24 protein-coding genes are annotated in these 25,417 nt (G+C 36.2%); 12 read left to right on the top strand and 12 right to left on the bottom strand.

Annotation, left to right across the window (positions count from 1 at the left end; all coding sequences use genetic code 11):
• Positions 1-239: 239 nt before the first annotated feature.
• Positions 240-1,133, bottom strand: coding sequence for a restriction endonuclease (locus tag ACXX8U_RS09550; protein WP_458565654.1), 894 nt, complete (start codon positions 1,131-1,133; stop codon positions 240-242).
• 409 nt (positions 1,134-1,542) lie between these two features.
• Between ACXX8U_RS09550 and mtaB the strand changes: the two genes are divergently transcribed.
• Positions 1,543-2,871, top strand: a complete 1,329-nt coding sequence (gene mtaB / locus ACXX8U_RS09545) for a tRNA (N(6)-L-threonylcarbamoyladenosine(37)-C(2))-methylthiotransferase MtaB (RefSeq protein WP_458565653.1) — start codon at positions 1,543-1,545, stop codon at positions 2,869-2,871.
• Positions 2,872-3,395: 524 nt separating this feature from the next.
• Positions 3,396-4,271, top strand: coding sequence for a L,D-transpeptidase (locus tag ACXX8U_RS09540; protein ID WP_458565652.1), 876 nt, complete (start codon positions 3,396-3,398; stop codon positions 4,269-4,271).
• A 272-nt stretch (positions 4,272-4,543) separates the two neighbouring features.
• Here ACXX8U_RS09540 and ACXX8U_RS09535 read toward each other — a convergent pair whose 3' ends face one another.
• Together ACXX8U_RS09535 and ACXX8U_RS09530 are read right to left on the bottom strand one after the other, a co-directional pair.
• Positions 4,544-5,260 (bottom strand): 3-ketoacyl-ACP reductase, encoded by a 717-nt coding sequence (locus tag ACXX8U_RS09535; RefSeq protein WP_458565651.1) that lies wholly within the window; start codon positions 5,258-5,260, stop codon positions 4,544-4,546.
• A gap of 136 nt (positions 5,261-5,396) precedes the next feature.
• A complete protein-coding gene (locus ACXX8U_RS09530) occupies positions 5,397-6,236 on the bottom strand; it encodes a DUF6929 family protein (protein WP_458565650.1) in 840 nt (279 codons plus the stop codon).
• A gap of 168 nt (positions 6,237-6,404) precedes the next feature.
• On the opposite strand from ACXX8U_RS09530, the gene ACXX8U_RS09525 reads away from it, so the two are divergent.
• Positions 6,405-7,283 carry a PPK2 family polyphosphate kinase gene (locus ACXX8U_RS09525; protein WP_458566402.1) on the top strand — a complete coding sequence of 293 codons (879 nt, stop codon included), beginning with the start codon at positions 6,405-6,407 and terminating at the stop codon, positions 7,281-7,283.
• Positions 7,284-7,347: 64 nt separating this feature from the next.
• On the opposite strand, the gene ACXX8U_RS09520 is transcribed toward ACXX8U_RS09525, so the two are convergent.
• Complete coding sequence (locus tag ACXX8U_RS09520; RefSeq protein ID WP_458565649.1) at positions 7,348-7,932, bottom strand: hypothetical protein; 585 nt, start codon at positions 7,930-7,932, stop codon at positions 7,348-7,350.
• Between the two features lie 227 nt (positions 7,933-8,159).
• Between ACXX8U_RS09520 and ACXX8U_RS09515 the strand changes: the two genes are divergently transcribed.
• From ACXX8U_RS09515 to ACXX8U_RS09505, 3 genes are all read left to right on the top strand, one after another.
• Positions 8,160-9,542 carry an MATE family efflux transporter gene (locus ACXX8U_RS09515; RefSeq protein WP_458565648.1) on the top strand — a complete coding sequence of 461 codons (1,383 nt, stop codon included), beginning with the start codon at positions 8,160-8,162 and terminating at the stop codon, positions 9,540-9,542.
• 28 nt (positions 9,543-9,570) lie between these two features.
• On the top strand, positions 9,571-9,801 hold the full coding sequence (locus ACXX8U_RS09510) for a DUF8828 family protein (protein WP_086453598.1): 231 nt from the start codon (positions 9,571-9,573) through the stop codon (positions 9,799-9,801).
• A 238-nt stretch (positions 9,802-10,039) separates the two neighbouring features.
• A complete protein-coding gene (locus ACXX8U_RS09505; protein WP_458565647.1) occupies positions 10,040-10,795 on the top strand; it encodes a hypothetical protein in 756 nt (251 codons plus the stop codon).
• A 15-nt stretch (positions 10,796-10,810) separates the two neighbouring features.
• Here the strand turns inward: ACXX8U_RS09505 and meaB are convergent, their stop codons facing one another.
• Entirely contained in the window at positions 10,811-11,899 is a 1,089-nt protein-coding gene (gene meaB / locus ACXX8U_RS09500) for a methylmalonyl Co-A mutase-associated GTPase MeaB (RefSeq protein WP_458565646.1), read from the bottom strand.
• Positions 11,900-12,066: 167 nt separating this feature from the next.
• Here meaB and ACXX8U_RS09495 point away from each other — a divergent pair, with 167 nt between their 5' ends.
• Complete coding sequence (locus tag ACXX8U_RS09495; RefSeq protein WP_458565645.1) at positions 12,067-12,978, top strand: AEC family transporter; 912 nt, start codon at positions 12,067-12,069, stop codon at positions 12,976-12,978.
• Between the two features lie 39 nt (positions 12,979-13,017).
• On the top strand, positions 13,018-14,238 hold the full coding sequence (locus ACXX8U_RS09490; RefSeq protein ID WP_236362932.1) for an MFS transporter: 1,221 nt from the start codon (positions 13,018-13,020) through the stop codon (positions 14,236-14,238).
• Here ACXX8U_RS09490 and ACXX8U_RS09485 read toward each other — a convergent pair.
• From ACXX8U_RS09485 to ACXX8U_RS09455, 7 genes are all read right to left on the bottom strand, one after another.
• Positions 14,235-15,122, bottom strand: a complete 888-nt coding sequence (locus ACXX8U_RS09485; protein WP_458565644.1) for a DMT family transporter — start codon at positions 15,120-15,122, stop codon at positions 14,235-14,237. The two genes, ACXX8U_RS09490 and ACXX8U_RS09485, sit on opposite strands and share 4 nt — an antisense overlap.
• Entirely contained in the window at positions 15,122-15,703 is a 582-nt protein-coding gene (gene nudK / locus ACXX8U_RS09480) for a GDP-mannose pyrophosphatase NudK (protein ID WP_458565643.1), read from the bottom strand. Before nudK ends, ACXX8U_RS09485 begins: the two co-directional genes overlap by 1 nt.
• A 56-nt stretch (positions 15,704-15,759) precedes the next feature.
• On the bottom strand, positions 15,760-17,031 hold the full coding sequence (locus tag ACXX8U_RS09475; RefSeq protein WP_458565642.1) for an adenylosuccinate synthase: 1,272 nt from the start codon (positions 17,029-17,031) through the stop codon (positions 15,760-15,762).
• 27 nt (positions 17,032-17,058) lie between these two features.
• Positions 17,059-17,547 (bottom strand): Fur family transcriptional regulator, encoded by a 489-nt coding sequence (locus ACXX8U_RS09470; RefSeq protein WP_166138460.1) that lies wholly within the window; start codon positions 17,545-17,547, stop codon positions 17,059-17,061.
• Between the two features lie 114 nt (positions 17,548-17,661).
• Positions 17,662-19,887 carry a RelA/SpoT family protein gene (locus ACXX8U_RS09465; RefSeq protein WP_458566401.1) on the bottom strand — a complete coding sequence of 742 codons (2,226 nt, stop codon included), beginning with the start codon at positions 19,885-19,887 and terminating at the stop codon, positions 17,662-17,664.
• A gap of 83 nt (positions 19,888-19,970) precedes the next feature.
• Entirely contained in the window at positions 19,971-20,372 is a 402-nt protein-coding gene (locus ACXX8U_RS09460; RefSeq protein WP_210788321.1) for an acyl-CoA thioesterase, read from the bottom strand.
• A gap of 57 nt (positions 20,373-20,429) precedes the next feature.
• Positions 20,430-21,215 carry a TrmH family RNA methyltransferase gene (locus ACXX8U_RS09455; RefSeq protein ID WP_458565641.1) on the bottom strand — a complete coding sequence of 262 codons (786 nt, stop codon included), beginning with the start codon at positions 21,213-21,215 and terminating at the stop codon, positions 20,430-20,432.
• Positions 21,216-21,376: 161 nt separating this feature from the next.
• Between ACXX8U_RS09455 and ACXX8U_RS09450 the strand changes: the two genes are divergently transcribed.
• Genes ACXX8U_RS09450 through ACXX8U_RS09435 form a run of 4 tightly spaced genes read left to right on the top strand, consistent with a single transcriptional unit; the run spans position 21,377 to position 25,404 of the window.
• Positions 21,377-21,979 (top strand): trimeric intracellular cation channel family protein, encoded by a 603-nt coding sequence (locus tag ACXX8U_RS09450; protein ID WP_458565640.1) that lies wholly within the window; start codon positions 21,377-21,379, stop codon positions 21,977-21,979.
• 36 nt (positions 21,980-22,015) lie between these two features.
• Complete coding sequence (locus tag ACXX8U_RS09445; RefSeq protein WP_458565639.1) at positions 22,016-23,017, top strand: GNAT family N-acetyltransferase; 1,002 nt, start codon at positions 22,016-22,018, stop codon at positions 23,015-23,017.
• Complete coding sequence (locus ACXX8U_RS09440) at positions 23,010-24,122, top strand: DegT/DnrJ/EryC1/StrS family aminotransferase (protein WP_458565638.1); 1,113 nt, start codon at positions 23,010-23,012, stop codon at positions 24,120-24,122. Before ACXX8U_RS09445 ends, ACXX8U_RS09440 begins: the two co-directional genes overlap by 8 nt.
• Positions 24,123-24,168: 46 nt before the next feature.
• Positions 24,169-25,404 carry an O-antigen translocase gene (locus ACXX8U_RS09435; RefSeq protein WP_458565637.1) on the top strand — a complete coding sequence of 412 codons (1,236 nt, stop codon included), beginning with the start codon at positions 24,169-24,171 and terminating at the stop codon, positions 25,402-25,404.
• The last annotated feature ends 13 nt before the right edge of the window (positions 25,405-25,417 follow it).

The following is a 25,417-nucleotide window of genomic DNA, read 5'->3' as shown; positions in this document are numbered from 1 at the left end:
ATTTTCAGAAAATTGTGCATGTTTTTTTGTCATTCCGACGAAGGAGGAATCTCAAAAAACCTGGCGCTAAACTGGTTTGATTGATTTTGCATAAACTAAAAATCGTAGGATTACATATTTTTTGCACGCAGATTTTGCAGATTTCCGCTGAAGAATCAATTTAAATTTGTTGAATCTGCGTGCTAGGTTTTTTACTTTTAAATTAATAACATTGAACCATTGCTAGCGGTAAATTGTTTTTATTGTTCTTCAAAGAAATCTTCGTCCAATTGTTTTACTTCATAAGTTGCTTTTATTTGAATTCCGACGTTAAATTCATGCATTAAGTCAACTAATTTATTGCCGTCTAATAAAATTATTTTGTGATGTGCATTTTTAGCTTTTTCAATTGCCCCGACGTCAAACAATGAAGTTGTCACAAAAACACCCTTATTTGTATCTCCACTCATCGCGCCAATAAAATTTCTAATATCTTTTTCGCGAACTTTATTTTCACTAAATCTCTTTGCTTGAATATAAATTTTATCTAAGCCAAGTTTATCTTCATTTATAATTCCATCAATTCCGCCGTCTCCAGATTTTGAGGTTTCAATAAATTCTCCGTAGCCCATTTTTTTTAGCAATATTAAAATTACTTTTTCAAAATAATATGGGTCAATTGTCTTTAACTTTTCTAGTAAATCATTTTTTACTTCTTTCTCGATTTGAGAAAAACCTGTATCAATTAAATCTTGAGGTGAAGAATTTATTAATCCTTTTAGATCGCTTTTTTTGGAGTTAGTTTTTGGATTTTCTTCGGAATAAAAATTTACAATTCCAGAATCTTCAACAACATTTTTTAAAGATAACTCAGATTTTTGTTTGAGGCCTTTATCTGTAATTTTTACATTTCCTCTTTCAGGATAAAATATATAACCGCCTTTTTTTAAATATGATTTCCCCCAAGCAATTCGGTTATTTACTAAATTTTCTCCTGATTTTGTTTTTTCTATTAATTGTTCTTCAGTTAGTTGAGAAAAATATTTTTCAATTACCAATTTTTGCAATTCTCTTGTATGAATTGTTTCTCCATTACTTAATATTTCTAAAATAGGATTAAAAGTTTCGTGAAATTTTGGTATCTCTATATTCATTATCGTTTCTAAATGTTATTTTTTACGTGTAGTTTAGGTAATATCACTAACCACTTGAAAGGTGCAGCAAATCCTCCCCGATTTCAACCAATTGAAAATGATTTTCAGGTGATATACTTAGTTTGCACTTACCAAATATAGAAATAATAATTTTATTACAAAAGTGATAATTTGTTTCTTGTTGCCGTAGATTTGGTTTGCAGCGAGTTGGTTCGCGTGAGGGATAGCAGCGGCATCCTTTATTTTTTTCTTTAAAAAAATAAAGATAGAGCGTAGAGCCCGACCCGCAGTTTACGGAGGGGCACTCCCTAATTAATAAAAATTCAAATCGTTGTCGTATTCTCGTATTTGTTCGTAAATTTGCGCACGCTATTTTTTTGACAACGATTTCATTAGATAGCGCTTACTTATGGAAAAACGCAAAAAAGTAGCCTTTTATACTTTAGGCTGTAAACTCAATTTCTCAGAAACATCAACTATTGCGCGCAATCTTCAAGACGAGGGGTTTGATCGCGTTGATTTTGAAGAAGTGGCTGATATGTATGTGATTAATACGTGTTCAGTTACTGAAAATGCCGATAAACAATTCAAACAAGTGGTGCGTAAGGCTATGAAGCTCAACGATAAAGCTTTTGTAGCTGCGGTGGGTTGTTATGCGCAACTTAAACCGGAGGAATTGGCGGCGGTGGATGGCGTTGATTTGGTGCTTGGTGCTACCGAAAAATTCAAACTGGCCGATTATATCAATGATTTGTCTAAAAATGATATGGGCGAGGTGCATTCGTGCGAGATTGCCGAAGCTGATTTTTATGTAGGCAGTTATTCTATAGGCGATAGAACGCGTGCGTTCTTGAAAGTTCAGGATGGTTGTGATTATAAATGTACCTATTGCACGATTCCGCTGGCGAGAGGAATTTCTAGAAGTGATGATTTAGAAAATGTATTGAAAAATGCAGCTGAAATTTCGAAACAAGGCATTAAAGAAATTGTGCTTACGGGCGTAAATATTGGCGATTACGGTAAAGGGGAATTTGGAAATAAAAAACACGAACATACTTTTCTGGAATTAGTTCAGGCTTTGGATGAAGTGGACGGTATTGAGCGTTTGCGAATATCCTCTATTGAACCGAATTTATTGAAAAACGAAACGATTGAATTTGTATCCACAAGCAGGACTTTTGTACCGCATTTTCATATTCCGTTGCAATCTGGGAGTAATGATATTTTGAAGTTAATGAAGCGTCGTTACTTGCGCGAGGTATACACGGAGCGCGTTAGTAAAATTCGCGAGGTGATGCCACATGCGTGTATAGGTGTGGATGTCATTGTAGGTTTTCCGGGTGAAACAGACGAGCATTTTCTGGAAACGTATCATTTTTTGAATGATTTGGATATTTCGTACTTGCATGTTTTTACGTATTCGGAGCGTGATAATACCGAAGCTGCTGCTATGAATGGCGTAGTTCCGGCCAATGTGCGTGCGAAACGCAGTAAAATGTTACGTGGATTATCTGTGAAAAAACGTCGTGCTTTTTACGAAAGTCAATTGGGAACGCAACGCAAAGTGTTGTTTGAAAGCGAAAACAAGGAAGGTTATATTCACGGATTTACTGAGAATTACGTAAAGGTTAAAACGCCTTGGAATCCTGAATTGGTGAATACGCTACACGATATCAACTTGACTAGAATTGATGAGGATGGCAGTGTGCGCATGGATTTTGTATCTGTGTTAGTGTAGGTTTTAAACATATAAGTCATTTAAGTAAAAGAACTTTAAACCATTAAGTAAGTTAAGTTTATTAAGTTTTAGGCTTAATTTTCTTCATTTTCTTAATGATTTTTGTTTGAAACATATAAGTCATTTAAGTAAAACAATTTTAAACCATTAAGTGAGTTAAGGTTATTAAGTTTTACGCTTAATTTTCTTCATTCTCTTAATGGTTTTTTTCATACTAAAAAGTAAGTTCATTTATAGTTTTTGATGATAATTTTTCGTCAGTTCGAGTGTTTTTCGGTAGAAAAATGTATCGAGAACAAGAAAAATTTCAGTAAAAACAGTTCTCGATACAGGTCGCATCGTTCAGTCTAGCGAATCGAGAAGTTTGTTCCGTTTTAAAACACAAAAAAAACTCCAACTGTCGTTTTCTAATACTTTTATCTAATTGGTTTAAATGAGGTTTAATTCTATAACAACTAGTACAAATTGTGTAAGAGACTTGATAGCTGATTGAGGTAATTTTAGACTAATTAAAATTTAGCCTGATGAAGCCAATAGTTTATATCCTTAGTGTATTAGTTTGCTCTGTTTTGTTTTCTTGTAAAGAGGGCGCAGCAAGTTCTAAAAACAAAAATCAAACAGAAAAAGTTCCAACTAAAATTGAACGAAAAAAACCTGGTAAGGTCACTTATCATTTTGAAAACACGAAAGAATGGTTACAGACAGCTACCAATGATAGCACTCAATTGCAACTTGCTTATGCGATTAATAGAACAGATGCCGAGAACTTCAAAAAATTAGATTCGGTTATTGTTCCAAATGATTTTACGGGTGATATTGCTTATTATTTGCCTTTTCCTTTGAAAGTTTCGTCCTTAAAAGATGTTGACAAGATTATCTATTTTTCGTACCCAACACAAACCTTTGCAGCCTATGAAAACGGCGAATTGATTTATACCGGCCCAACCAATATGGGAAGGGAAAAAGATAAAACACCAACTGGTTTGTTTTTTACCAACTGGAAAGCTGAAGAAACAACCAGTACTTTTAATGACGAGTGGGATTTAAAATGGAATTTTAACATCGAAAATAAATTGGGTGTTGGTTTTCATCAGTATGCTCTACCAGGGTATCCTGCTTCGCACTCTTGTTTGAGACTACAGGAAGCGGATGCCAAAAAATTGTACAGTTGGGCGGACGAATGGATACTTCAAGATGATCAAAATGTAAAAGTAAAAGGAACTCCTGTAATTGTTTTTGGAGCCTATCCGTTTGGTAAAGCCAAACCCTGGTATGTTTTGGTTGAAGATGCTAAAGGTTTACAACTCACCGAAAGTGATATCGAAAGAGAAACAAAACCACACTTGAATTCCATTTTAAAAGAACAGAAAAATAGAGTTACGCAACAAAATCAAGAATAGCCACATCTTGTAAAATTGAAAAAACCATTGAGAATGCAATTAAAATGCGATTCTCAATGGTTTTTAGTTTTTAACCTATTTATTAATCCGTTGGTTGAACCAACTTTTAAATTATGATTTTTCATCTGTTCGAGTTTTTTCCGTCGAAGCTTCTGGAAGAAAAATATATTTAGAACAAGAAAAATTTCATTAAAAACGGTTCTCGATACTTTTTTTGTTCCGTTTTACTACACAAAAAACACTCGAACTGACGTTATCTATTAGTAAGACCTTTACGGATTAGTAGACCAAAGGCTACTGTTTTTAACAAACACGCGTCGGTTTAGTTTCAGTTGCGCGATTACGAGCTCTGCCATGTCTTCGGCTTGCATTACTTTATCCGGATTTCCGTCCGTAAGTTTTAGTTCTTTGGCCATATCAGTAGCTACTGTACTTGGTGTAAGTGCGGTAACACGTATGTTGTGTTTGCGCATTTCTTGCATCAAAGAGTCGGTAAGTCCTAACAACGCAAATTTAGAGGCACTGTACGCACTCGTCATGGCATTTCCTGCCAATCCAGCAGTTGATGAAATGTTGATAATATCTCCAGTTTGTTTTTCAATCATGTTCGGAACAACGGCTCTGGTTACATAATACGGTCCCATTAAATTCACTTGAATAATGCGTTCCCAATCGGTTGGTTCTAATTCTAAGAATTTTCCAAACGATGCAATACCTGCGTTGTTGATCAAAATATCAATAGCGCCAAATTCGCTTAGTGCTTTTTCTACCGCAGCGTTTACAGAGTTGATATCAGCAACATCTGCAGTAACAGCCAAAGCTTTTACACGTAGCGAGCGTACTTTTGCAGCTACACTGTCAATTTCTTCTTGAGTGCGCGCTACTAAAATTACGTTTACGCCTTCTTTGGCTAAAGCCAATGCAATTGCTTTTCCTATTCCTTTTCCGGCGCCTGTAACCAGTGCATTTTTATTTTTTAAATCAGTCATTTGGTGTTTTTTTTTAATGTCAGTTTTTGAAAACTTGTTTTACAAAATTACCACGTTTCCAGCGGCTAACTGCATTTGATTTTTATTTTAATTAAATTTTAACGCGCGTGGAGCGAATGAAAACTAAAGCAGCGGGCTATCTTTTTTTGTTGACTGTTAATTTGTAAATAGTGGTTTCCAAAACTTCGGTGTCATTGTCTTCGCAGAGTAAAAATTGAATTTTATCTGGCGTATCTGCAAATAGCGTTAATCCTTCAAATTTATGGGTGTCGCTAATTTTTTGAGTAAAATTGATTTTCATGGTTTTCAAGTCGATGCTCCCGATCAAGCTTCCTAAAACGGCACCATCATCATACGTTGATTGTGTATCTTCGGCAGAGGCCAAAAAATAAAGTTGATCACCAACCAAAACACCATCAGTAAAACTGGTTCGAACGCCTTTTATTTTGGGTAATTTGTAAGCATTTGAAAGAATTTGAAAATCGTTGCTGAGATTTTTGCCAGCTACGGTAAACAAGACGTTTTTGCCAGATTTACCATTGCCACGATTCAATAAATAATAATTTTCTCCGTCAAAAATAGCGCCTTCAATATTGAAATCTGCGGGTTGAATGCCGCCAAAGTTTTGCATGACTGCATACAAATCGGTCAAGTCATTTGTGCTAATTACTTGTTTGGTATTTCCGTTAAGGTGCACCATTTTATTCCGCTTTTGGGTAGAGCCGGAGCCAAAAATATAAAGGCTATCTTGGTAATGCGTTATCGCTTCAAAGTCGGCTTTGTCTTTTTTAGGAGTGTTTTCGGTTGGGTTTTCTACCAAAGGATGGCGTTGTAATTCTTTGGATTGTAGATCGTATTGGTACAGGAAACCGCTGTTGTCACCAATCACATAGAGTGAAGGGTCTTGGCAAATGAGTCCTGATGCTGATCCGATTCCGATGATTTGGCAAAGAATTTCGAGTGTGAATTTTTCCATGTTTTATAATGTTGCAGTAAGACCCTAGCCCTGATGGCAGCGGTATCTCCCGATTTAGAAAAACAAGGCTTTTTTGCCGTAGTTTTTATTTATCGGGAATATAGCGTACAGCAGGAAAAAGCTCCTAATAATTTGTTATATTTGAGAAGTAAAGATAAAATAAATACGATGAAGTTCATAAAGCCAGATGATTTTAGAGCAGTTGGACCAATTGATTTGGCTGCTATCCCAACGGAATTGCAGTATAAAATAAGCGATGACGAGAAAGAGGAAAAACTGAATGCGGTGCAGGCCAAGTTGAGCGCTTTGCAGGATGTGATGTATGCGCACAATCGTTATGGTGTATTGATTTGCTTGCAAGGAATGGATACATCGGGTAAGGATAGCTTGATTCGGGAGGTTTTTAAGGAGTTTAATCCGCGTGGAGTGGTGGTGCACAGTTTTAAAACACCCAATTCGACTGAATTAGAACACGATTATTTGTGGAGGCATTATTTGGCCTTGCCGGAAAAAGGAAAGTTTGCCGTATTTAACCGTACGCATTACGAGAATGTTTTGGTGACGAGAGTGCATCCTGAATATATTTTGAACGAGAATTTACCTGGAATAAATGAGGTGGCGGATATTACGCCTGAATTTTGGGAAAACAGGATGGAGCAAATTAAAAATTTTGAAAATCACCTGACTCAAAACGGCACGATTGTGTTGAAGTTTTATTTCCACATGAGCAAGGAAGAGCAACGCAAGCGATTGCTGCGTAGGTTAGAGGAGGAGGAGCATCATTGGAAATTTTCGGCGGGAGACTTGAAAGAGCGCGAGCGTTGGGACGATTACATGCACTACTACGAGGAAACAATTACCAAAACTGCTACTGAAAATGCACCTTGGTTTATTGTTCCTGCTGATGACAAAGCGATGGCTCGTTACATCGTAGCCAAAATTATTTGGGAAGAAATGCAAAAATATACCGATATCAAGGAGCCGGAATTGGATGAAAAAGTCAAAGCTAATTTTGAAACCTATAAACAAATGCTTCAAAAAGAGTAAACGCAAAAAAGGCACTGAGATCAAGCAGTGCCTTTTTTTATAACTAATTCAATGTGATTGCCTCTTACAATTTGAAACCGTAAGCCAAACGTACTCCAACCTGTCCAACACCTCTACCTACAGAACCATTATCGTTGATGCGGTCTAAATGATTGTAGTGTGTGTAGTTTAAAGATACGTCAATATATTTTGTTGCGTATCCGATACTTGGTGATAATAACAAAGAGGTTTTGTCTCTAGTATTGTCAACGTTACTTACTGCAAATGCTGCACCAGCTTCACCCATTACATAAAACTGATCGTCCCAAATAAAAGCTTTGAAACCCGCTTTTGCTGGAATTAAACCTAAATCTTTTCCTTCTGTTTGTCCAGGAAATCCGTCTGCTTTACTTTGAAATAAGTTGGTGTATCCAGTAGTTAAAGTCAATGAGTATCTTTTTGATAAATCATATTGTCCTCTAACATCGGCACCAAGTGCTAATTTGTAAGGATCGTTAGTAGAGTAACCTGCATTTAATCCTACTCCTAAACGAAATCCTTGGTCGTAATTTGTAGCTGCATTTTTAGTTTCTTGAGCTTGGGTTGTAGCTGTAAATATAAATGCCGCCGCTGCTAAAATTCCTGTTGTTACTTTTCTTGAAATTGTCATAATGTAATTTTTTTTATTAATATTTATTAATGTAGATGTGGTGTTGGTTGTAACAAATCTACAGGACAAAGATATATTGGCAGTGCGTTTAGCATGTTATAGAATTTAAAAGCATTGTTACAGAATTTGAGGGAGGCTTGTTTTTATGCATCAATAGCTACTTATAATGGTAGCTGTCACCTAAAAATTGAAAGCTTCTAATTATCTTTGCACTCAAAAAAACACAAGTGAATTTATCTCAGTACTTTAAGGAGTTTTCATATAACATTAAATTGGCTTACCCAGTAATTTTAGGAATGCTTGGGCACACCTTAATCGGAATTGTCGATAATTTTATGGTTGGTAAACTGGGCTCGACGGAGTTAGCAGCCGTATCCTTAGGAAATAGTTTTATTTTTATCGCCATGTCGCTAGGAATTGGTTTTTCAACTGCCATTACGCCACTAATTGCTGAGGCTGATGCCGAGCAAAAAGAAGATAAAATTAGAGCTACTTTTCATCACGGTCTTCTGTTGTGTACCATTTTAGGCGTTTCCTTATTTATATTAACCGTTTTATCAAAAGAGTTGATGTATTTGATGCACCAACCGGCAGAAGTGGCTGCTTTGGCCGCTCCTTATATTGATTGGGTGGCTTTCTCGTTAATTCCAGTAATTATTTACCAAGGCTACAAGCAGTTTGCCGATGGATTATCGCACACCAAATACTCCATGTATGCTATTTTATTGGCCAATGTGGTGCACGTGTTCTTCAATTATGTGCTTATTTATGGCGTTTGGTTTTTTCCTAAACTAGGTATTTTAGGCGCGGCTTTGGGAACGGTACTTTCCAGAATTATGATGGTAGTTTTCATGCATTATCTAATGAAAAACAATGAAGTACTGAAAAAATACTTTGCCAACTTTAGTTTTAAAGATATTCAACAGTCGATTTTAAAGAAAATAATCGATCTCGGTATGCCATCGGCCATGCAAATGTTATTTGAAGTAACTTTGTTCACAGCTGCCATTTGGTTGTCTGGTTCGTTGGGTAAAAATAGTCAAGCTGCCAATCAAATTGCCTTGACGCTGGCTTCATCAACGTTTATGGTAGCGATGGGTTTGAGCGTTACAGCGATGATTCGCGTCGGGAATACCAAAGGCACGAACGATTATAAATACCTTGTGGTGGTGGCGCGTTCGATATTTTTATTGGCTATTATTTTAGAAATTATTTTCGGATTAGTGTTTGTTCTGTTTCACAACTATTTACCTCATTTATTCCTGAATATGTCTGATCTTTCTCAGCTAGTGGATAATGAGGAAATTATAAAAATCACAGCACAACTCCTTTTAATAGCGGCTATTTTTCAAATTTCTGATGGAATACAAGTGGTTGTACTAGGTGCATTGCGAGGTTTGCAAGATGTCAAAATACCTATGTACATTACCTTTGTGGCCTATTGGGTTATCGGTTTTCCTATTTCCTATTATCTAGGAAAGTATACAGAGTTAAAAGCGGTTGGAATTTGGATCGGTCTTTTGGCTGGGCTAACAGCTGCTTCATTATTTTTGTATATTCGCTTTGCTAGACTGACCAAAAAGCTGATTTTGCAGCAAGACAAGAATTAAAAACAACAATTATTAAATAAAAATATTCATGGAATTACCAAAATTTTTACTAGGCGACAATACTGATTTCCCCGAAGATATATTCATTATTCACCTTGATTATCCGAGATTTATCATCAATTTAAAAGATGATGAAGTAGAATTCATGGAAGAAGCGGAGGATTTAGACGAAGCCGAATTGAATACAGAAATGGAAGGATTAATCGTTCTTGCCAATGAATTTTACGATCGCGAAATGGAGCGCTACGAAAAAGAGTAGGTTTTACTATTTTTTAAAGTATGTTTCTAATAATTTTTGAGCGGCTGCATATGGTGAAATTTCATCATTTTGCACCGCTTTTTTATTTCATATTTTTTGGTGATATAAAAATAAATTAGTTATACCTTTAACACTCTGAATTTTAATAGATTACAGGTAAATAAGATTAAGGAGGATTGAGCTAGAAAAAATAAACCTTTAAAACTGTATTACGATAAACCATTAAATCTAAACTGTCATGAAAAGTATAAAAACAAGTTCAAAAATCTTTTTCGCGCTAATTTTATTGGTACAAAATTGTTTTGCTCAACAAAAAGGGATAAGTACCACTGTTAAAGAAAAGGAAATACAAGGAACAATAGTTTATGGAAAAAGCAACATAAATAATATAAATGGTGGAATGCCTAATAGAATTTCGATGAATGTTACTGTTCCAAAACAGACTCAAGGGGCAACATTTGGGGAAAAAGTTAGCGCTGGTCAAATAACTGTGTCAGTAGTTGAAGGAGGTTGTGTCGTTTTATTTGCTTCTACTACAGGATACAGGGTTAATACCGCCAATAATAGTATTGTTGAATTGTCAAGGGATGAGTGTGTGGCTTTTGGAGAAAAAGTAAATCAAGGGTTACAAGCTGCCGGTGGTGCATTATCGCAAGGTGCTTCGTTATTGGGCGGTTCTATGCCAGGTGGTGCTATTATATCTGCGGCAGTTTCAAGCGTAGGCAATTTATCTGGTGGTGCAGGAGGAGGTGCTGCTACAGCTTCTTATGCAAAAACTGGAAAAAAAGCTTGGGAAATCAATGATAAAGGAGATGGTGTGACGTTAGAGTTGACTAACGGGGAATTTGAATTGATATTTGTTATAGCTGAAAAAGCTACCTCTGGTTTAAAGGATACTTTAAAAACTCAGGTCCGCATTGGTTTTGAAATAATAAGTAATGTTTTAAAAACCAAACACGATACCGCTAAAAACTCGGTGAGTAACATGCGTTAATAGTAGAATGTACTGCTAAAATTTAAAGTACGTCTCCAATAATTTTTGAGCGGCTGCAAAAGGTGAGATTTCATCATTTTGCACCGCTTTTTTATTGGTTTCAAGTAGCTTTTGAATTTCTGGATGTTGGTAGAAATTGTTTTTTAATTGCTCGTTGATCGTTTCTAACATCCAATATTGATTTTGTTCTTTGCGTTTTTCAAAGAAATAATTGTTGCCTTTAGTCAGAGTCAAGAATTTTTCGATTGTAGTCCAAACTTCGCTGATTCCTTCTTGAGTTATTGCGCTACAAGCTGCAGTGGTTGGTGTCCATCCTGATTTTTTGGCAGGGAACAAATGTAACGCTCTATTAAATTCCAGTTTAGCAAGATTCGCTCTTTTAATATTGTCACCATCCGCTTTATTAATCACGATAGCATCGGCCATTTCCATAATTCCGCGCTTTATACCTTGTAATTCATCGCCAGCGCCGGAAATTTTCAGCAATAAAAAGAAATCAACCATACTGTGAACGGCGGTTTCACTTTGGCCTACGCCAACGGTTTCTATAATAATGGTATCAAAACCAGCCGCCTCGCATAGCGTTATGGTTTCGCGAGTTTTTCGAGCAACACCGCCCAATGTATCACCTGAGGCTGATGGACGGATGAACGCATTTTTATCCTTCACCAATTCTTCCATGCGGGTTTTATCACCCAAAATACTTCCGTGTGAGATCGTGCTACTAGGATCTACTGCAAGTACCGCCACTTTTTTGCCTAAACTAGTTAAATAGGTTCCAAAAGCTTCAATAAAAGTACTTTTTCCCACGCCAGGAACACCTGTAATTCCAATTCGCACCGATTTATTGGCGTGTGGCAAGCAAGCTGTAATTACTTCATTGGCTTTCGCCAAATGCGCACTGCTAGTACTTTCTACAAGAGTAATGGCCCTACTCAAAGCAGTGATGTTACCATTCAAAATTCCAGCTACCAATTCATTAGCTGATGGTTGCAATTTTCTGAATTTTTGAATGTGTTGCACAGCAGAGTCGCTGATGGTTTCAGGAGCGGGAATGCCCGGTTTTTCGTGTAAGGCGCTAGGATGGTATTTTTTACTTGACAAAACTCTTTTTTATGAAAGTAAAAATACTAAAAATAGACGGTCTACGTGATTGCATTAGCCTAAAATTAAGATGCTTTTTTCTACTGTGGTTAAGAGAATGTTTTTGTAACAAAATTTGTTTTAAAGCATTCCTTTTCTAGTGTTTTAGTCAATACCTTTGCAGCTTTATGGTCAATTTAGTTTTAATTTTCGTTTATTTAGGTATAGGATTGTTGTTTCAAAACATCAAAGGGTTTCCCGTACGCATTTACCAAGCTTTAAACAAAATTGTAATTAATGTTTGTCTTCCTGCCTTGGCTTTGTATTACATCCCAAAGATACATTGGAGTACTGAATTGCTTTTTCCCATTGGTGTTGCTTGGATTGCTTTTGGGTGTTCGTATTTGTTTTTTAGTTTTTTGGGTAAAAAATTGGGTTGGTCCAAAAAGTTAACAGGATGTTTGATTTTGACTGCGGGTTTAGGAAACACTTCCTTTTTAGGTTTCCCGATTATTGAAGCATTGTACGGACAAGACGGATTAAAAACGGCTATTTTGGTAGACCAGCCCGGTACATTTGTGGTTTTGTCAACACTCGGGATTGTGGTAGCCACTTTATTCTCTGCCGGTAATCCGGAGCCGAAGCAAATAGCTAAAAAAATTCTGCTTTTCCCACCATTTATCACTTTTTTATTGGCTTGTTTGATTAATGTATTTCAGATAGAATTTATTTCAACTCTTCAAATTTTGTTGCAAAAGGTAGGTAGCGGAGTGACACCATTGGCGCTAATTTCGGTAGGTTTACAATTAAAATTTGAGAAGAACAGTAAACATTGGCCTTTTCTTGCCATTGGTCTTTTGTATAAATTAATACTCACGCCAGCATTATTTTTTTTAATTTATGTCGTGATGCTACAACAACATTCTACCAGTATTCAAATTGCAGTTATGGAAGCAGCTATGGCTCCCATGATAACCGCTTGTATACTCTCGGCCACACACGGACTTAAGCCTAGGTTAAGCAGTATGATGATTGGTTTCGGAATTCCGATTTCATTTATCACTCTGACTTTTTGGTATTTTATGGTCCAATTTATTTAATCTTTTTACCATAATTATTTATTTACAATTTTCATACTAATGCAATCTACTGATTCTACAAATCCTGAAACTATCGCTAGCAGTACAGCACAAAAAACAGCGTATTCCATACTTTTTTCCATTGCTTTTGCTCACTTATTAAACGACTTGCTACAGGCCGTAATTCCTGCTGCTTATCCTATTTTGAAAGAAAATTATAAGTTGACTTTTACCCAAATCGGACTCATTACCTTAGCATATCAATTGGCAGCTTCAATATTACAGCCACTTGTAGGTTTATATACGGATACTAGACCAAAACCTTTCTCTCAGATTTTCGGGATGCTGTTCTCACTTTCGGGAATGATTGCTTTAGGTTACGCATCGAGTTTCCCGATGATTATTTTGGCGGTAGTTTTAGTGGGAATTGGTTCTTCGATTTTTCACCCTGAAGCTTCTCGAATTTCATTTTTGGCTTCGGGAGGCAAGCGCGGTTTGGCACAATCGATTTTTCAATTAGGAGGAAACGCAGGAACAGCAATTGGACCGTTTTTAGTAGCCTTAATCGTTGTTCCCAATACGCAAAGACATATTGTTTGGTTTGTAGGAGTTGCACTAATTGCGTTAGTGGTGTTGAGTAGAATTGCCTTTTGGTATCAAAATCATTTGAGTTTAAGAGCTACCAAAAAAGCAGTGATTGATTTGCCGCAGTTATCTCAAAAAACAATTGTGATTTCGGTTGTTATCTTGTTGGTTTTGATTTTTTCAAAATTCTTTTACATGGCCAGTATGTCTAGCTATTTTACTTTTTATTTAATTGAAAAATTTGGCTTATCCGTACAAGAGGCACAATTTCAATTGGTATTGTTTTTAGCATCTTGCGCTTTCGGAACCTTAATTGGAGGTCCATTGGGAGATAAATTTGGACGAAAATATGTGATTTGGTTTTCGGTACTAGGAGCAGCTCCTTTTACCTTACTATTGCCATTTGTTGATTTGTTTTGGACCGGAATTTTATCAGTGGTGATTGGTATTATTATTTCTTCTGCTTTTCCAGCTATTTTGGTGTATGCTCAAGAGCTTTTGCCAAAAAAACTAGGTATGGTTTCAGGTCTTTTTTATGGTTTTGCGTTTGGGATGGGTGGTTTAGGATCGGCGCTTTTAGGAAATCTTGCTGATCATAGCAGTATTACGTACGTATACGAACTTTGTGCTTTTTTACCGCTGATTGGCATAATTGCTTTGTTTTTGCCCAATCTGAAGAAAAAAGAAACGGTTTAGTTCGAATTCTTATTCGTTAGTAGCAAACCCGTTACAATAATGCACATACTAATTAGTTGCGACTGTAAAATGGCTTGATCAGTAATAAGATAGGCTATGAGTCCGCTAAAAACAGGAATAAGATAATAAATCAGTGCTGTTTTAGCAGTGCCAATAAGTGCTATGGCTTCGTTCCATAAATAAAAGGAAACTAGCGAAGCAAAAATGCCAACGTACAATATTACCGATATTGTTTTAGTATCAAATTGTACAGTTGTAATGTAGCAATGTTCGTAAAAGTAAAACGGAAATAAAGCCACGGTACCCATTACAAAAACCGAAAAAAGAAAAACTTTTGAATCTATTTCTGCCGGTTTTTTGCGAACCAAAAGTGTATATGAGGCAAAAAAGAAACTGGCAATTAGCATCAGAATATCGCCAAAACTAAAACTTATCGAGCGTAAGGCTTGCCAAGACCCTTTTGAAATTAATACTAAAACACCACAAATAATGGTGGCAATGCCAACCAATTTGAGTGTTGCAATGCGTTCTTTTAAAAAAATTCGAGACAAAAAAATGATAAAGAGGGGAATAGAAATGGCTATTAAAGACAAATTAATGGCACTTGTTGTTTTTCCTGCAAAATAGATTAATGTATTAAAGATGGTGATACCTAAAATGGCAGTGCAAAAAAGATACAACCAGTGTTTTTTGACGATTGATAATTGAGCAACCGTACTTTTTATGGCAAATGGTGCGAAGACTAAACAAGCTACACACCAGCGCCAAAAAGCCAGGGCAATTGGTGGAATGTGCCCTTTGATGCTGCTTGCAATAACCATATTGACAGACCAAAGCAAAGTAGCTAAAAGAGCAAATACAATTCCTTTTGTTTTGTTATTCATTATACAAGCTGGTGAATTTTGGCGTATTGCAATAACATAATTGTTTTGGCATCTTTAATTTCACCTGTTGCAATCATCGCATAAGCTTGGTCAAAAGGCATTTCTAAAACTTCGATGTTTTCCTCTTCATGCGCTACACCGCCGCCTTCGCTAACTTTCATCGAGGCATTGTAAGCACCGGTAAACAGGTATAATATTTCAGTAACGGCACCAGGAGACATATACGATTCAATGATTTTTGTTACGTTTGATAATCGATAGCCGGTTTCCTCTTCCGTTTCTCGAATGATGCATTGCTCCGGTTGGTCTTGGTCTAATAATCCTGCACAAACTTCAATACTCATTCCTGATGCATTTCCGTTTAAATAGGTGGGCAGCCTAAACTGACGCGTTAAAATTACTGTTTTTTGTTCCGTATTGTACAACAAAATGGCTGCACCGTTGCCTCTATCATAGACTTCTCTTTTTTGCGTAATCCAAGAATTGTCTTTTTTTTGAAAGTCGAAAGTTACTTTATTTAAAACATACCAATTATCAGATAGTAATTCTGTTTTTTGAATTTTTATAGCAGGGTTTTTCATTGTTTTTTTATTTTTACAAAAAAAACGCCCTGAATTTCAGAGCGCTTTTTGTATTTTTATTTTAAAATTGTCTGTTTTCTATCTGGTCCAACAGAAACAATTTTGATTGGCACTTCGATTTCTTTTTCAATAAAATCAATGTATTCTTTTAATTCAACCGGTAGTTCATCATAAGTAGTCATACCTGTTAAATCTTGTTTCCAACCTTTGAACTCTTGATACACAGGAGTTACATTTTCAGGCTCGATATTGTACGGGAAATGCGCTATGTTTTCACCTTTATAATTGTAAGAAGTACACACTTTTAAAGTTTCGAAACCAGATAAAACATCACCTTTCATCATCATTAATTGCGTAACACCGTTTACTTGAACAGCATATTTAAGCGCTACTAAATCCAACCATCCACAACGTCTTTGACGACCGGTAACTGATCCAAATTCGTTTCCTACTCTTGCCATGGTAGCTCCATCTTCATCAAAAAGTTCTGTAGGGAACGGTCCGCTACCCACACGAGTTACGTAAGCTTTGAAAATTCCGTAAACCTCTTTGATTTTGTTTGGTGCAATACCTAAACCTGTACAAGCTCCAGCGGCTGTAGTATTTGATGATGTTACAAACGGATAAGTACCAAAATCAACATCAAGCAATGAACCTTGAGCGCCTTCACATAAAATTGATTTTCCTGATTTTTGAGCTTGGTGCAAGTACTCTTCGCTATCAATAAAATCTAATTTTTTAAGTTCTTGAATGGCTTCAAAAAACTCAGCTTCCATTTCGGCTAAATTGTATTGAATAGCTACATCGTAAAACTGAATCATCTCTTCGTGCTTGTCAGCCAAAGCTCTATAACGATCAGCAAAATCTTCCAATTCAATATCACCTACACGCAAACCGTTTCTACCTGTTTTGTCCATGTAAGTTGGTCCAATACCTTTTAAAGTAGAACCAATTTTTGCTTTTCCTTTTGATGCCTCAGATGCGGCATCAAGCAAGCGGTGTGTTGGTAAAATTAAGTGTGCTTTACGCGAGATGATTAATTTCTTTTTGATGTCAATATTAAATTTTTCAAGACCTTCAATTTCTTTTTGAAAAACAACAGGATCAATTACCACTCCGTTTCCAATGATATTTACGGCAGTTTTATGAAAAATACCTGAGGGAATAGTTCTTAGGACGTGTTTGATGCCATCAAATTCTAATGTGTGTCCTGCATTTGGACCACCTTGAAAACGTGCAATGATGTCATATTTTGAAGTTAAGACATCCACAATTTTTCCTTTTCCTTCATCTCCCCATTGTAATCCTAGTAATAAATCAACTGTCATTCTAAATGTTATTTGTAGTTAGTTTTTTTAAATTTCTGTACGATCTTCCTCGTTCAAAACTGGTGCTTGCCTTTTGTTGCCGTATAAGTAAAGCGAGTGATTGGTAATTTCGATATCAAAAATATCCTCAATCGTTTTTTTAATGCTTTGAATTCTTGGGTCACAAAACTCAATTACTTCGCCTGTATCAGTCATAATAATATGATCGTGCTGCTTGTCGAAATATGATTTTTCGTAGTGCGCTTGATTTTGCCCAAATTGATGTTTGCGCACCAAAGCACAATCCAAAAGTAATTCTATGGTGTTGTATAAGGTAGCTCTGCTGACACGATAGTTTTTGTTTTTCATTTTGATGTACAAATTTTCTACATCAAAATGTTCTTCGCTATCATAAATCTCTTGAAGGATCGCGTAGCGCTCGGGAGTCTTGCGGTGTCCTTTTTTCTCAAGGTACATTGTAAAAACATTTTTTACAATTTCTTGGTTTTTAGTATTGTCTGTGGAAATGAGTGTCATATGCGCGCAAAGATAATTTTTTTAGTTCAAAGTTTAAAACTTCCCGTTTGTTTAGTTTTTAATTTTCTGCTTTTCTTGATTTTTTTATCTGAATGTAGAAAGACTTTCTAAATGCTACGTTTTGTATTCTCGGGTTACTTTATCAACACCATCTATTTTTTTGATGTTGCTGATTAATTTTTTCAAAATGGTATTGTTTTGAACAATTACAGCTACTTGTCCTTCAAAAATTCCGGCATCAGTGCTCAGCGCAATGCTTTGAATGTTCACGTGCATGTTGTTGGAGATGACTTTAGTCAATTGGTTAGTTAAGCCTAGAACATCCATTCCTGTTATGTTAATGATGGCTTTAAATTCTTCTTGCGACGAGTCAATCCATTTAGCGGACATGATGCGGTAAGCATAGTTAGATTGCATACCAATGGCGTTCGGGCAATCTTTTTTATGGACTTTGATGCCTTCATTTATGGTAACAAAACCAAAAACATCATCACCCGGAATTGGGTTGCAACAAGGTGAAAGTTTATAGTCAAGTTTGTCGTGTTCTTTTCCAAAAACCAACATGTCATAATTACTGCTAATAACAGGTTTATGAATGTCTTCATCCGATGTGGTACTGCTGCCAGATCGTTTGATTTTATTTTTGAAAAAGTTGATAAACGAATTGCTTTTTTGCGAAGCGTAATCTTTAAGTTGTTGGTTTTCGATGGAACCAATACCCACGCGATAAAACAAGTCTAAACTAGTTTTTAGTTTAAAAAAATTAACTAACTCATTAACCACTTGTTCGCTCATCGTGATTTTTAAGTGCTTTAATTTTCTGGTAAGCAATTCTTTTCCTTCCTCGCCAATTTTTTTGGTATTCTCGTTGAGGACATTTTTAATCTTTGTTTTGGCGCGTGATGTTGTTACATAATCCAACCAGTTGATAGTTGGTTTTTGATGTTGCGAAGTGATTACTTCTACCTGATCGCCACTTTTTAATTCAAAGTTTAAAGGAACTAATTTGCCATTTACGCGTGTTCCGCGGGTGCGAATACCAATTTCGGAGTGAATCCCAAATGCGAAATCCAATGATGTTGCTCCTTTTGGGAGTGATTTAATTTCACCTTTTGGGGTAAACACAAAGATTTCTTTTGAATACAAATTCATTTTAAAATCTTCTACAAAATCAACAGCGTTTGTTTCTGAATTTTCTAAGGCTTCACGTAAAAGGTTCAACCAGACATCTAAACCACTTTCTTCGGTAGCTCCATTTTTATATTTGTAGTGAGCAGCATAACCTTTTTCGGCAATCTCATCCATACGTTCACTGCGCACTTGTACTTCTACCCAACGTCCTTTTGGTCCCATAACAGTGATGTGCAAGGCTTCATAACCGGTAGTTTTTGGCGAAGAAATCCAATCGCGCAAACGACTTGGACTTGGTCGATAATGATCCGTAACTATAGAATAGATTTTCCAAGCGACAAATTTCTCCTCGTTTGGATTGGCTTTGTAAACAATTCGTAAAGCAAATTTATCGTAAACCTCGTCAAAGCTTACGTTTTGAGCCTTCATTTTCCTGCGAATAGAATATATTGATTTCGGTCGGCCCTTAATCATATATTCAACTCCTTCTTTGTCCAAAGATGCTTTTAATACTTCGGAGATATCAGCAATGTAGGCGTCTTGCTGCTCTTTGGTTTCTTTAATTTTACTCACTATTTCATTGTAAATAGCGGGTTCAGTATATTTTAAACCTAAGTCTTCAAGTTTGGTTTTAATGTTGTACAACCCTAAACGATGCGCTAATGGAGCGTATATGTATAAGGTTTCTGAGGCAATTTTAGTTTGTTTGTCCTCTTGCATAGAATCCATTGTTTGCATGTTGTGCAAACGGTCTGCCAATTTGATCAAAATCACTCGAACATCATCATTGAGTGTCAAGATCATTTTTCTGAAATTTTCAGCTTGCATAGAGGCATTTAGGTCTTTTTGAACTAAGGATATTTTGGTCAATCCTTCAACCAATTGCGCTACTTTTGGATTGAACAAACGCTCAATATCTTGCACGGTAGTCGGTGTGTCCTCTACTACATCGTGCAATAGTGCCGCTGCAATTGAAGTGGCACCCAATCCAATTTCAGAAGCAACAATTTTTGCTACGGCAATAGGGTGGAAGATGTAGGCTTCGCCTGATTTTCTGCGTTGGTCTTTGTGTGCCTCAACAGATACATCAAAAGCTTTTCGGATGAGTTTTTTATCTTCATCGGTCAAAGTTTGGTAACTAATGCGTAAAAGTTCTTTGTATTCTTGCGCAATCGCTTTGTTTTCTTTCTCGATATCAATTTCTATCATAACGTCATGGTTCATTTTCTAAAAATAGCAATAACTAATCAAAAAAGCAAGAAGATTTTAGGTTTTGAAAATCTGTTAAATAGTTAAATAGTGTCATTATTGTCGAGAATGCGAATCGGTTTTTTGTTTTCATCTAATGCAACAAAAGTAAAATTACCAGATATGGCTTTTTCTCTGTGGTTGCTGTACATTTGCTCGATGTAAATATCCACTTTTACATCTAAACTAGTATTGCCGATTTTAGATACTTTCCCAACAAGCTCCACAATCGTACCAGCAGGAATAGGTTTTTTAAAATCGATTCGGTCAGACGAAACCGTAACACATCTTTTTCTAGTAAATCGGGTAGCTGCTATAAATGCTACTTCATCCATCATCAACATGGCCGTTCCTCCAAATAGAGTATCGTAATGGTTTGTTGTACTTGGAAAAACGGTTTTAAAAATTCTTGTTTCAGCTTGTGAAATTCTTTCTTCTAGATTCATTTTGTTGCTTGTGATTGGTTTATTTGCTGAGAGATTTCTAGGTTTATGGCTAGCAATTTAAAATCCTCTTTGTCTTTTGGCTTCAAAAATTAAAATTGCCGCTGCAACTGATACGTTCATGGAGTCAATTTCGCCTTGCATGGGTATAATAATATTTTGCGTTGCAGCTTCGCGCCATTCCTGCGTAAGTCCAGTTGCTTCGGTACCAACTACCAAAGCTGTTGCGGAGGTGTAATCTTGCGTATGGTATGCGGTTGAATTTTGCAAAGTGGCACAGTAAAAATTGATGTTGTGCTCTTTTAAGTATGCAATAATTTCTGTTGTAGTTCCTGTTGCAATCTGATTGGTGAATAAGCAGCCTACGCTTGAACGGACGATATTTGGGTTGTATAAGTCGCTTTTTGGATTGGCAATTAATACGGCATCCAAATTAGCGGCGTCTGCAGTGCGTAATAAAGCACCAATGTTTCCGGGTTTTTCAGGAGCTTCGGCTACCAAAATCAATGGATTTTTAGATAATTTCAAATCCTTTAATTGCATCGACTTGGTTTTGGCTACAGCCAAAATGCCTTCGGTGGTATCGCGGTACGCTAATTTTTGATACACATCTTTGGTAATCGAAATCAATTCGGCTGTTCCGTGTAAAGCAACGATTTCAGATTCTGGGCAAATTTCAGGTACAAATAAGACTGTAATCAATTCGTAACCGCCTTTTACAGCAATGCTAATTTCGCGCTTTCCTTCCATTAAAAAAGTGCCAGTTTGTTTGCGCGTTTTTGCTTTTTCTTGCAATTGCACAAGCGTTTTAATATAAGGATTTTGAATAGAAGTTATGTGTTTCAAGGCTTTTCACGATTATATTTGCGAGTACAAAGATACAGAGAGAATTGGCAGTTTTTAGGAAAATATGGCATTTATTTGTTTCCTAATTACGGATTAATTGATGGTGTTAATAGGATAAAGTAGCGGTGTTTTCTGTATTTTTGTCCAAATCCTTTACAACTATGTTTCATTTTTTAGACATTATTGGTACAATGGCCTTTGCTATGTCAGGCGCTTTAACGGCTATGAGTAAAAAGCTTGATCCGTTTGGCGTTTTTATTATTGCATTCGTTACGTCAGTTGGCGGCGGAACTTTGCGTGATGTACTAATTGGAAGAACTCCAGTAGGATGGATGCTCGATTTAAAATATGTTTATGTGATTTTTATCGGATTTATGTTGGCAATTGTCTTTCGAAAAAAACTAGATAAATTACGAACTTCTCTTTTTTTATTTGATACTATCGGACTTGGTGTTTTTACTTTAATAGGTCTCGAAAAAGGTCTTGAAATAGGTTTGCATCCTGTAATTTGCGTCGCGTTAGGAACTATGACCGCTTGTTTTGGTGGCGTAATTCGAGATATTTTGTGCAATGAAATTCCAGTTATTTTTCGACGAGAAATTTATGCTACTCTCTGTATTGTGGGAGGCGTTTTGTTTTTCATTTTGAGGTCGATGAATTTAGAAAATGATGTATTGTATTTATTGAGTTCGTCAATAATTATTTCTTTGCGATTGATGGCGGTAAAGTTCAAATGGTATTTGCCTGCTTTCGAAAATCAGTAAAAATTAACTACATTCACAGTCAAGAAAAAATTTAGGGTGAAAAACTACACGGTAAAAGCATATCAAAAAACTGATTTTGAGATCTGGAACGAATTTGTTTCAGCGGCAAAAAATGCTACCTTTTTATTTCACCGAAATTTTATGGAATATCATAAAGAGCGGTTTTCTGATTGCTCTCTTATGGTTTATGAATCAGATCGATTAGTAGCTCTTTTGCCGGCCAATCGCAGTGAATCAAAGGTTTTTTCGCATCAAGGTCTAACCTATGGCGGTTTGATTTATAAAGATTCTTGTAAATTAACATCAGTAATTGGGTCATTTGCGGCAATTTTGAAATATCTGGAATCTGAAGGTGTTAGCACTTTACAAATTAAAACACTGCCTGCAATCTATCATATAAAACCAGCTGAGGAATTACATTACGCTCTGTTTTTGACCAAAGCTACGCTTACTCGGCGAGATGTTTTGGCTGTGATTGACAGGCCAAGAGGTTTTTCATTATCTAAAATACGTAAGAGAGGATTGTTGCGTGCAAAGCAACATGAATTAGAGGTGAAAGAAGAGCAGGATTTCAACTCTTTTTGGAACGAAATATTAGTGCCGAACCTTAAGCAACGACACCAAGTTGAGCCAGTGCACACTATAAACGAAATACATTATTTAAAAAGTTGTTTTCCTCAAGCTATTCGTCAGTTTAATGTTTATTACCAAGGCGTAATTGTGGCAGGAACAACAATTTTTGAAACTGAAACCGTGGCGCATTGCCAATATATTTCGAAATATGAAAAGGGATTAAATTTAGGCAGTTTAGATTTCTTGTGCCATTATCTACTCACGGAAGTTTATGCGGACAAACGTTTTTTTGATTTTGGTATTTCAACAGAGTCGAATGGTTTGCTTTTAAATGAAGGTTTGAGCTATTGGAAAGAAAGTTTTGGGGCAAGCGCCATTGTGCATGATTTTTATGAATGCGAAACGGTGGCGCATGAACTTTTGACAGATTATTTCACAGTCCCTAAAAATGCTGACCATGATTAAATTTTTAGACTTAAAAAAAATAAACGAGCCTTATCATTTGGCTTTTCAAGAAAAATTTGCAACTATTTTAGATAGTGGTTGGTACATTTTGGGAAATCAAGTTCAGGAGTTCGAAAAAAATTTCGCTACCTATTGTGGTGTGCCTTTTTGCGTAGGCGTCGGAAATGGATTTGATGCATTAGTGCTTATTTTTGAAGCTTACATTGCTTTGGGTAAATTGAAAAAAGGCGATTCCGTTTTGGTTCCTGCGCATACTTATATTGCAAGTGTACTGGCTATAAAGCAAGCTGGTTTAGTACCAATTTTGGTAGAACCAAATATTCAAACTTTTACAGTAGATCCTGTCGATCTGCAAAATAAAATTTCGGCTTCCGCCAAAGCGATTTTGGTTGTTCATTTATACGGTAGATTAGCTGATATGGATAAAATGCGCGCCATCGCAAAGGCTAATAATTTGTTAGTTATTGAGGATGCAGCTCAATCCCATGGCGTATTATCTGCCACTGAGATGCAATTCAGTAAAAATACTACTGTTGCTGCCTACAGCTTTTATCCCGGTAAAAATTTAGGCGCATTAGGCGATGGAGGAGCAGTTGTAACTACCGATGCTGAGCTAGCAGATCGTATTAAAGCATTACGTAATTATGGCTCTCAAACCAAATACATTCATGATTTAGCGGGTATAAATTCTCGATTAGATGAGGTGCAAGCTGCCTTCCTGAATGTGAAATTACCCTATTTGGATGAAAGCAATTCAAGCCGCCGTGCAATTGCCAAACGGTATCTTGCAGAAATTAAAAATCCTAAAGTAATACTTCCTAAAGGAGTAGACGAAATGGGAAATTTACCGCCACATGTGTATCATTTGTTTGTAGTGCGCACTGCTGATAGGGCTAGTTTTCAAAACTATTTGCAGCAGAATGGCATTGAAACAGTCATTCATTATCCTGTTCCGGTGCACCATCAAAAAGCCTTGTCAGAATTCCGTCAGCTTTCACTTCCCATTACTGAAAAATTAGCTCAGGAAGTACTCAGTTTGCCGATAAGTCCTGTGCTTACTGATGAGGAAATAAGCGAAATTATTGCAGTTGTAAACCGTTACTAAGATGTTGTTTTTGCACAAAATAGCTAAAAGCAAATTTATAAAACTATTGTCATTAAATAGTTTAAGTGTTTTTGTAAAGATTATTTCAGGCTTAATTACTTCAAAATTATTGGCTGTTTTTGTGGGGCCAAGCGGTATGGGTTTAGTGGGGAATTTTAGAGTATTTTTTAGTGCTTTAGAAGGAATTTCGACACTAGGTTTTCAAAATGGAGTAGTGAAATATACCGCTGAAAATGAGAATGACTCCTTCTATCTTAAAAAGATGGCTTTCACTGTCAGTTTTACTTTGATGCTTGTGTCGATTATTATCGGAGTTACATTGTTTTGTTTCGCCTCTTATTGGAATGCAGTCGTATTTGGTTCTTCACTTCGGTATGAGTTTGTATTTAAAGTTGTTGCACTTAGTTTGCCATGGTATGCTTTGTCTTTGATTTGGGTTGCAGTAGCAAATGGATTGGGTTATTACAAACGAGTTTTGGGCGTTGCTATTGCTGGTAATAGTGCCAGTATTTTGCTTGCTGTTTATTTGATTTACCAATTCAAAACTACGGGAGCAGTATTGTTGGTTGCTCTTGTCCCTGCAGTTTGGTTTTTGGTTACTATGCTTTTGATGCCCAAAGTGGTTCAGATTGGAACCTTGTTTTCTATGCGATATTTTGATTTTAAGATTCTGAAAAGCTTGTCTAGTTATTCAATCATGGCACTGTTTGCAGCTGTTGCTAGTCCGTTTGTGTACTTAATAATCCGTAAAGAAATTGTTCTTTCGCTAGGATTGGAGCAAGCGGGTTATTGGGAAACGATGGCTCGAATAGCTAGTTACTACATGTTATTTGTTACCTCAATTGTAAGTATTTATTATTTTCCAAAATTAGCTCAGGCAAAATCAAAAACAGACTCTAAACTCATTTTTCGAAATTTTTACCAAACTATTCTGCCCTTATTCATAGTGATGGTTGTTTTGATTTTTTTATGTCGCAATTTTATCATTCAATTCTTATTGGCGACAAGCTTTAAACCTGTTACCGATTTGTTTTTTTTGCAATTGCTTGGTGATATTTTCAAAGTTGCAGCACTGATTTTGGGTTATCAATTTTTTGCAAAAAAACATACAATTGCATTTTTGGTTTCAGAGTTCCTTTCTCTACTGTTTTTGTATTGGAGTAGTCATTTTTTAATGAATATTTATGGCTTAAAAGGTGTTGTGATGGCACATGCACTTGATAATGCATTGTATTTTGTTGTATTGTTGATTTATTTCCGAAAGATTTTGTGGGGAAAATAGCTTTCGATTTCAA

This window comes from Flavobacterium sp. GNP001 (assembly GCF_054343775.1).
The sequence above is the reverse complement of the archived record's forward strand: the minus strand, read 5'-3'. Positions and strand labels throughout refer to the sequence as shown.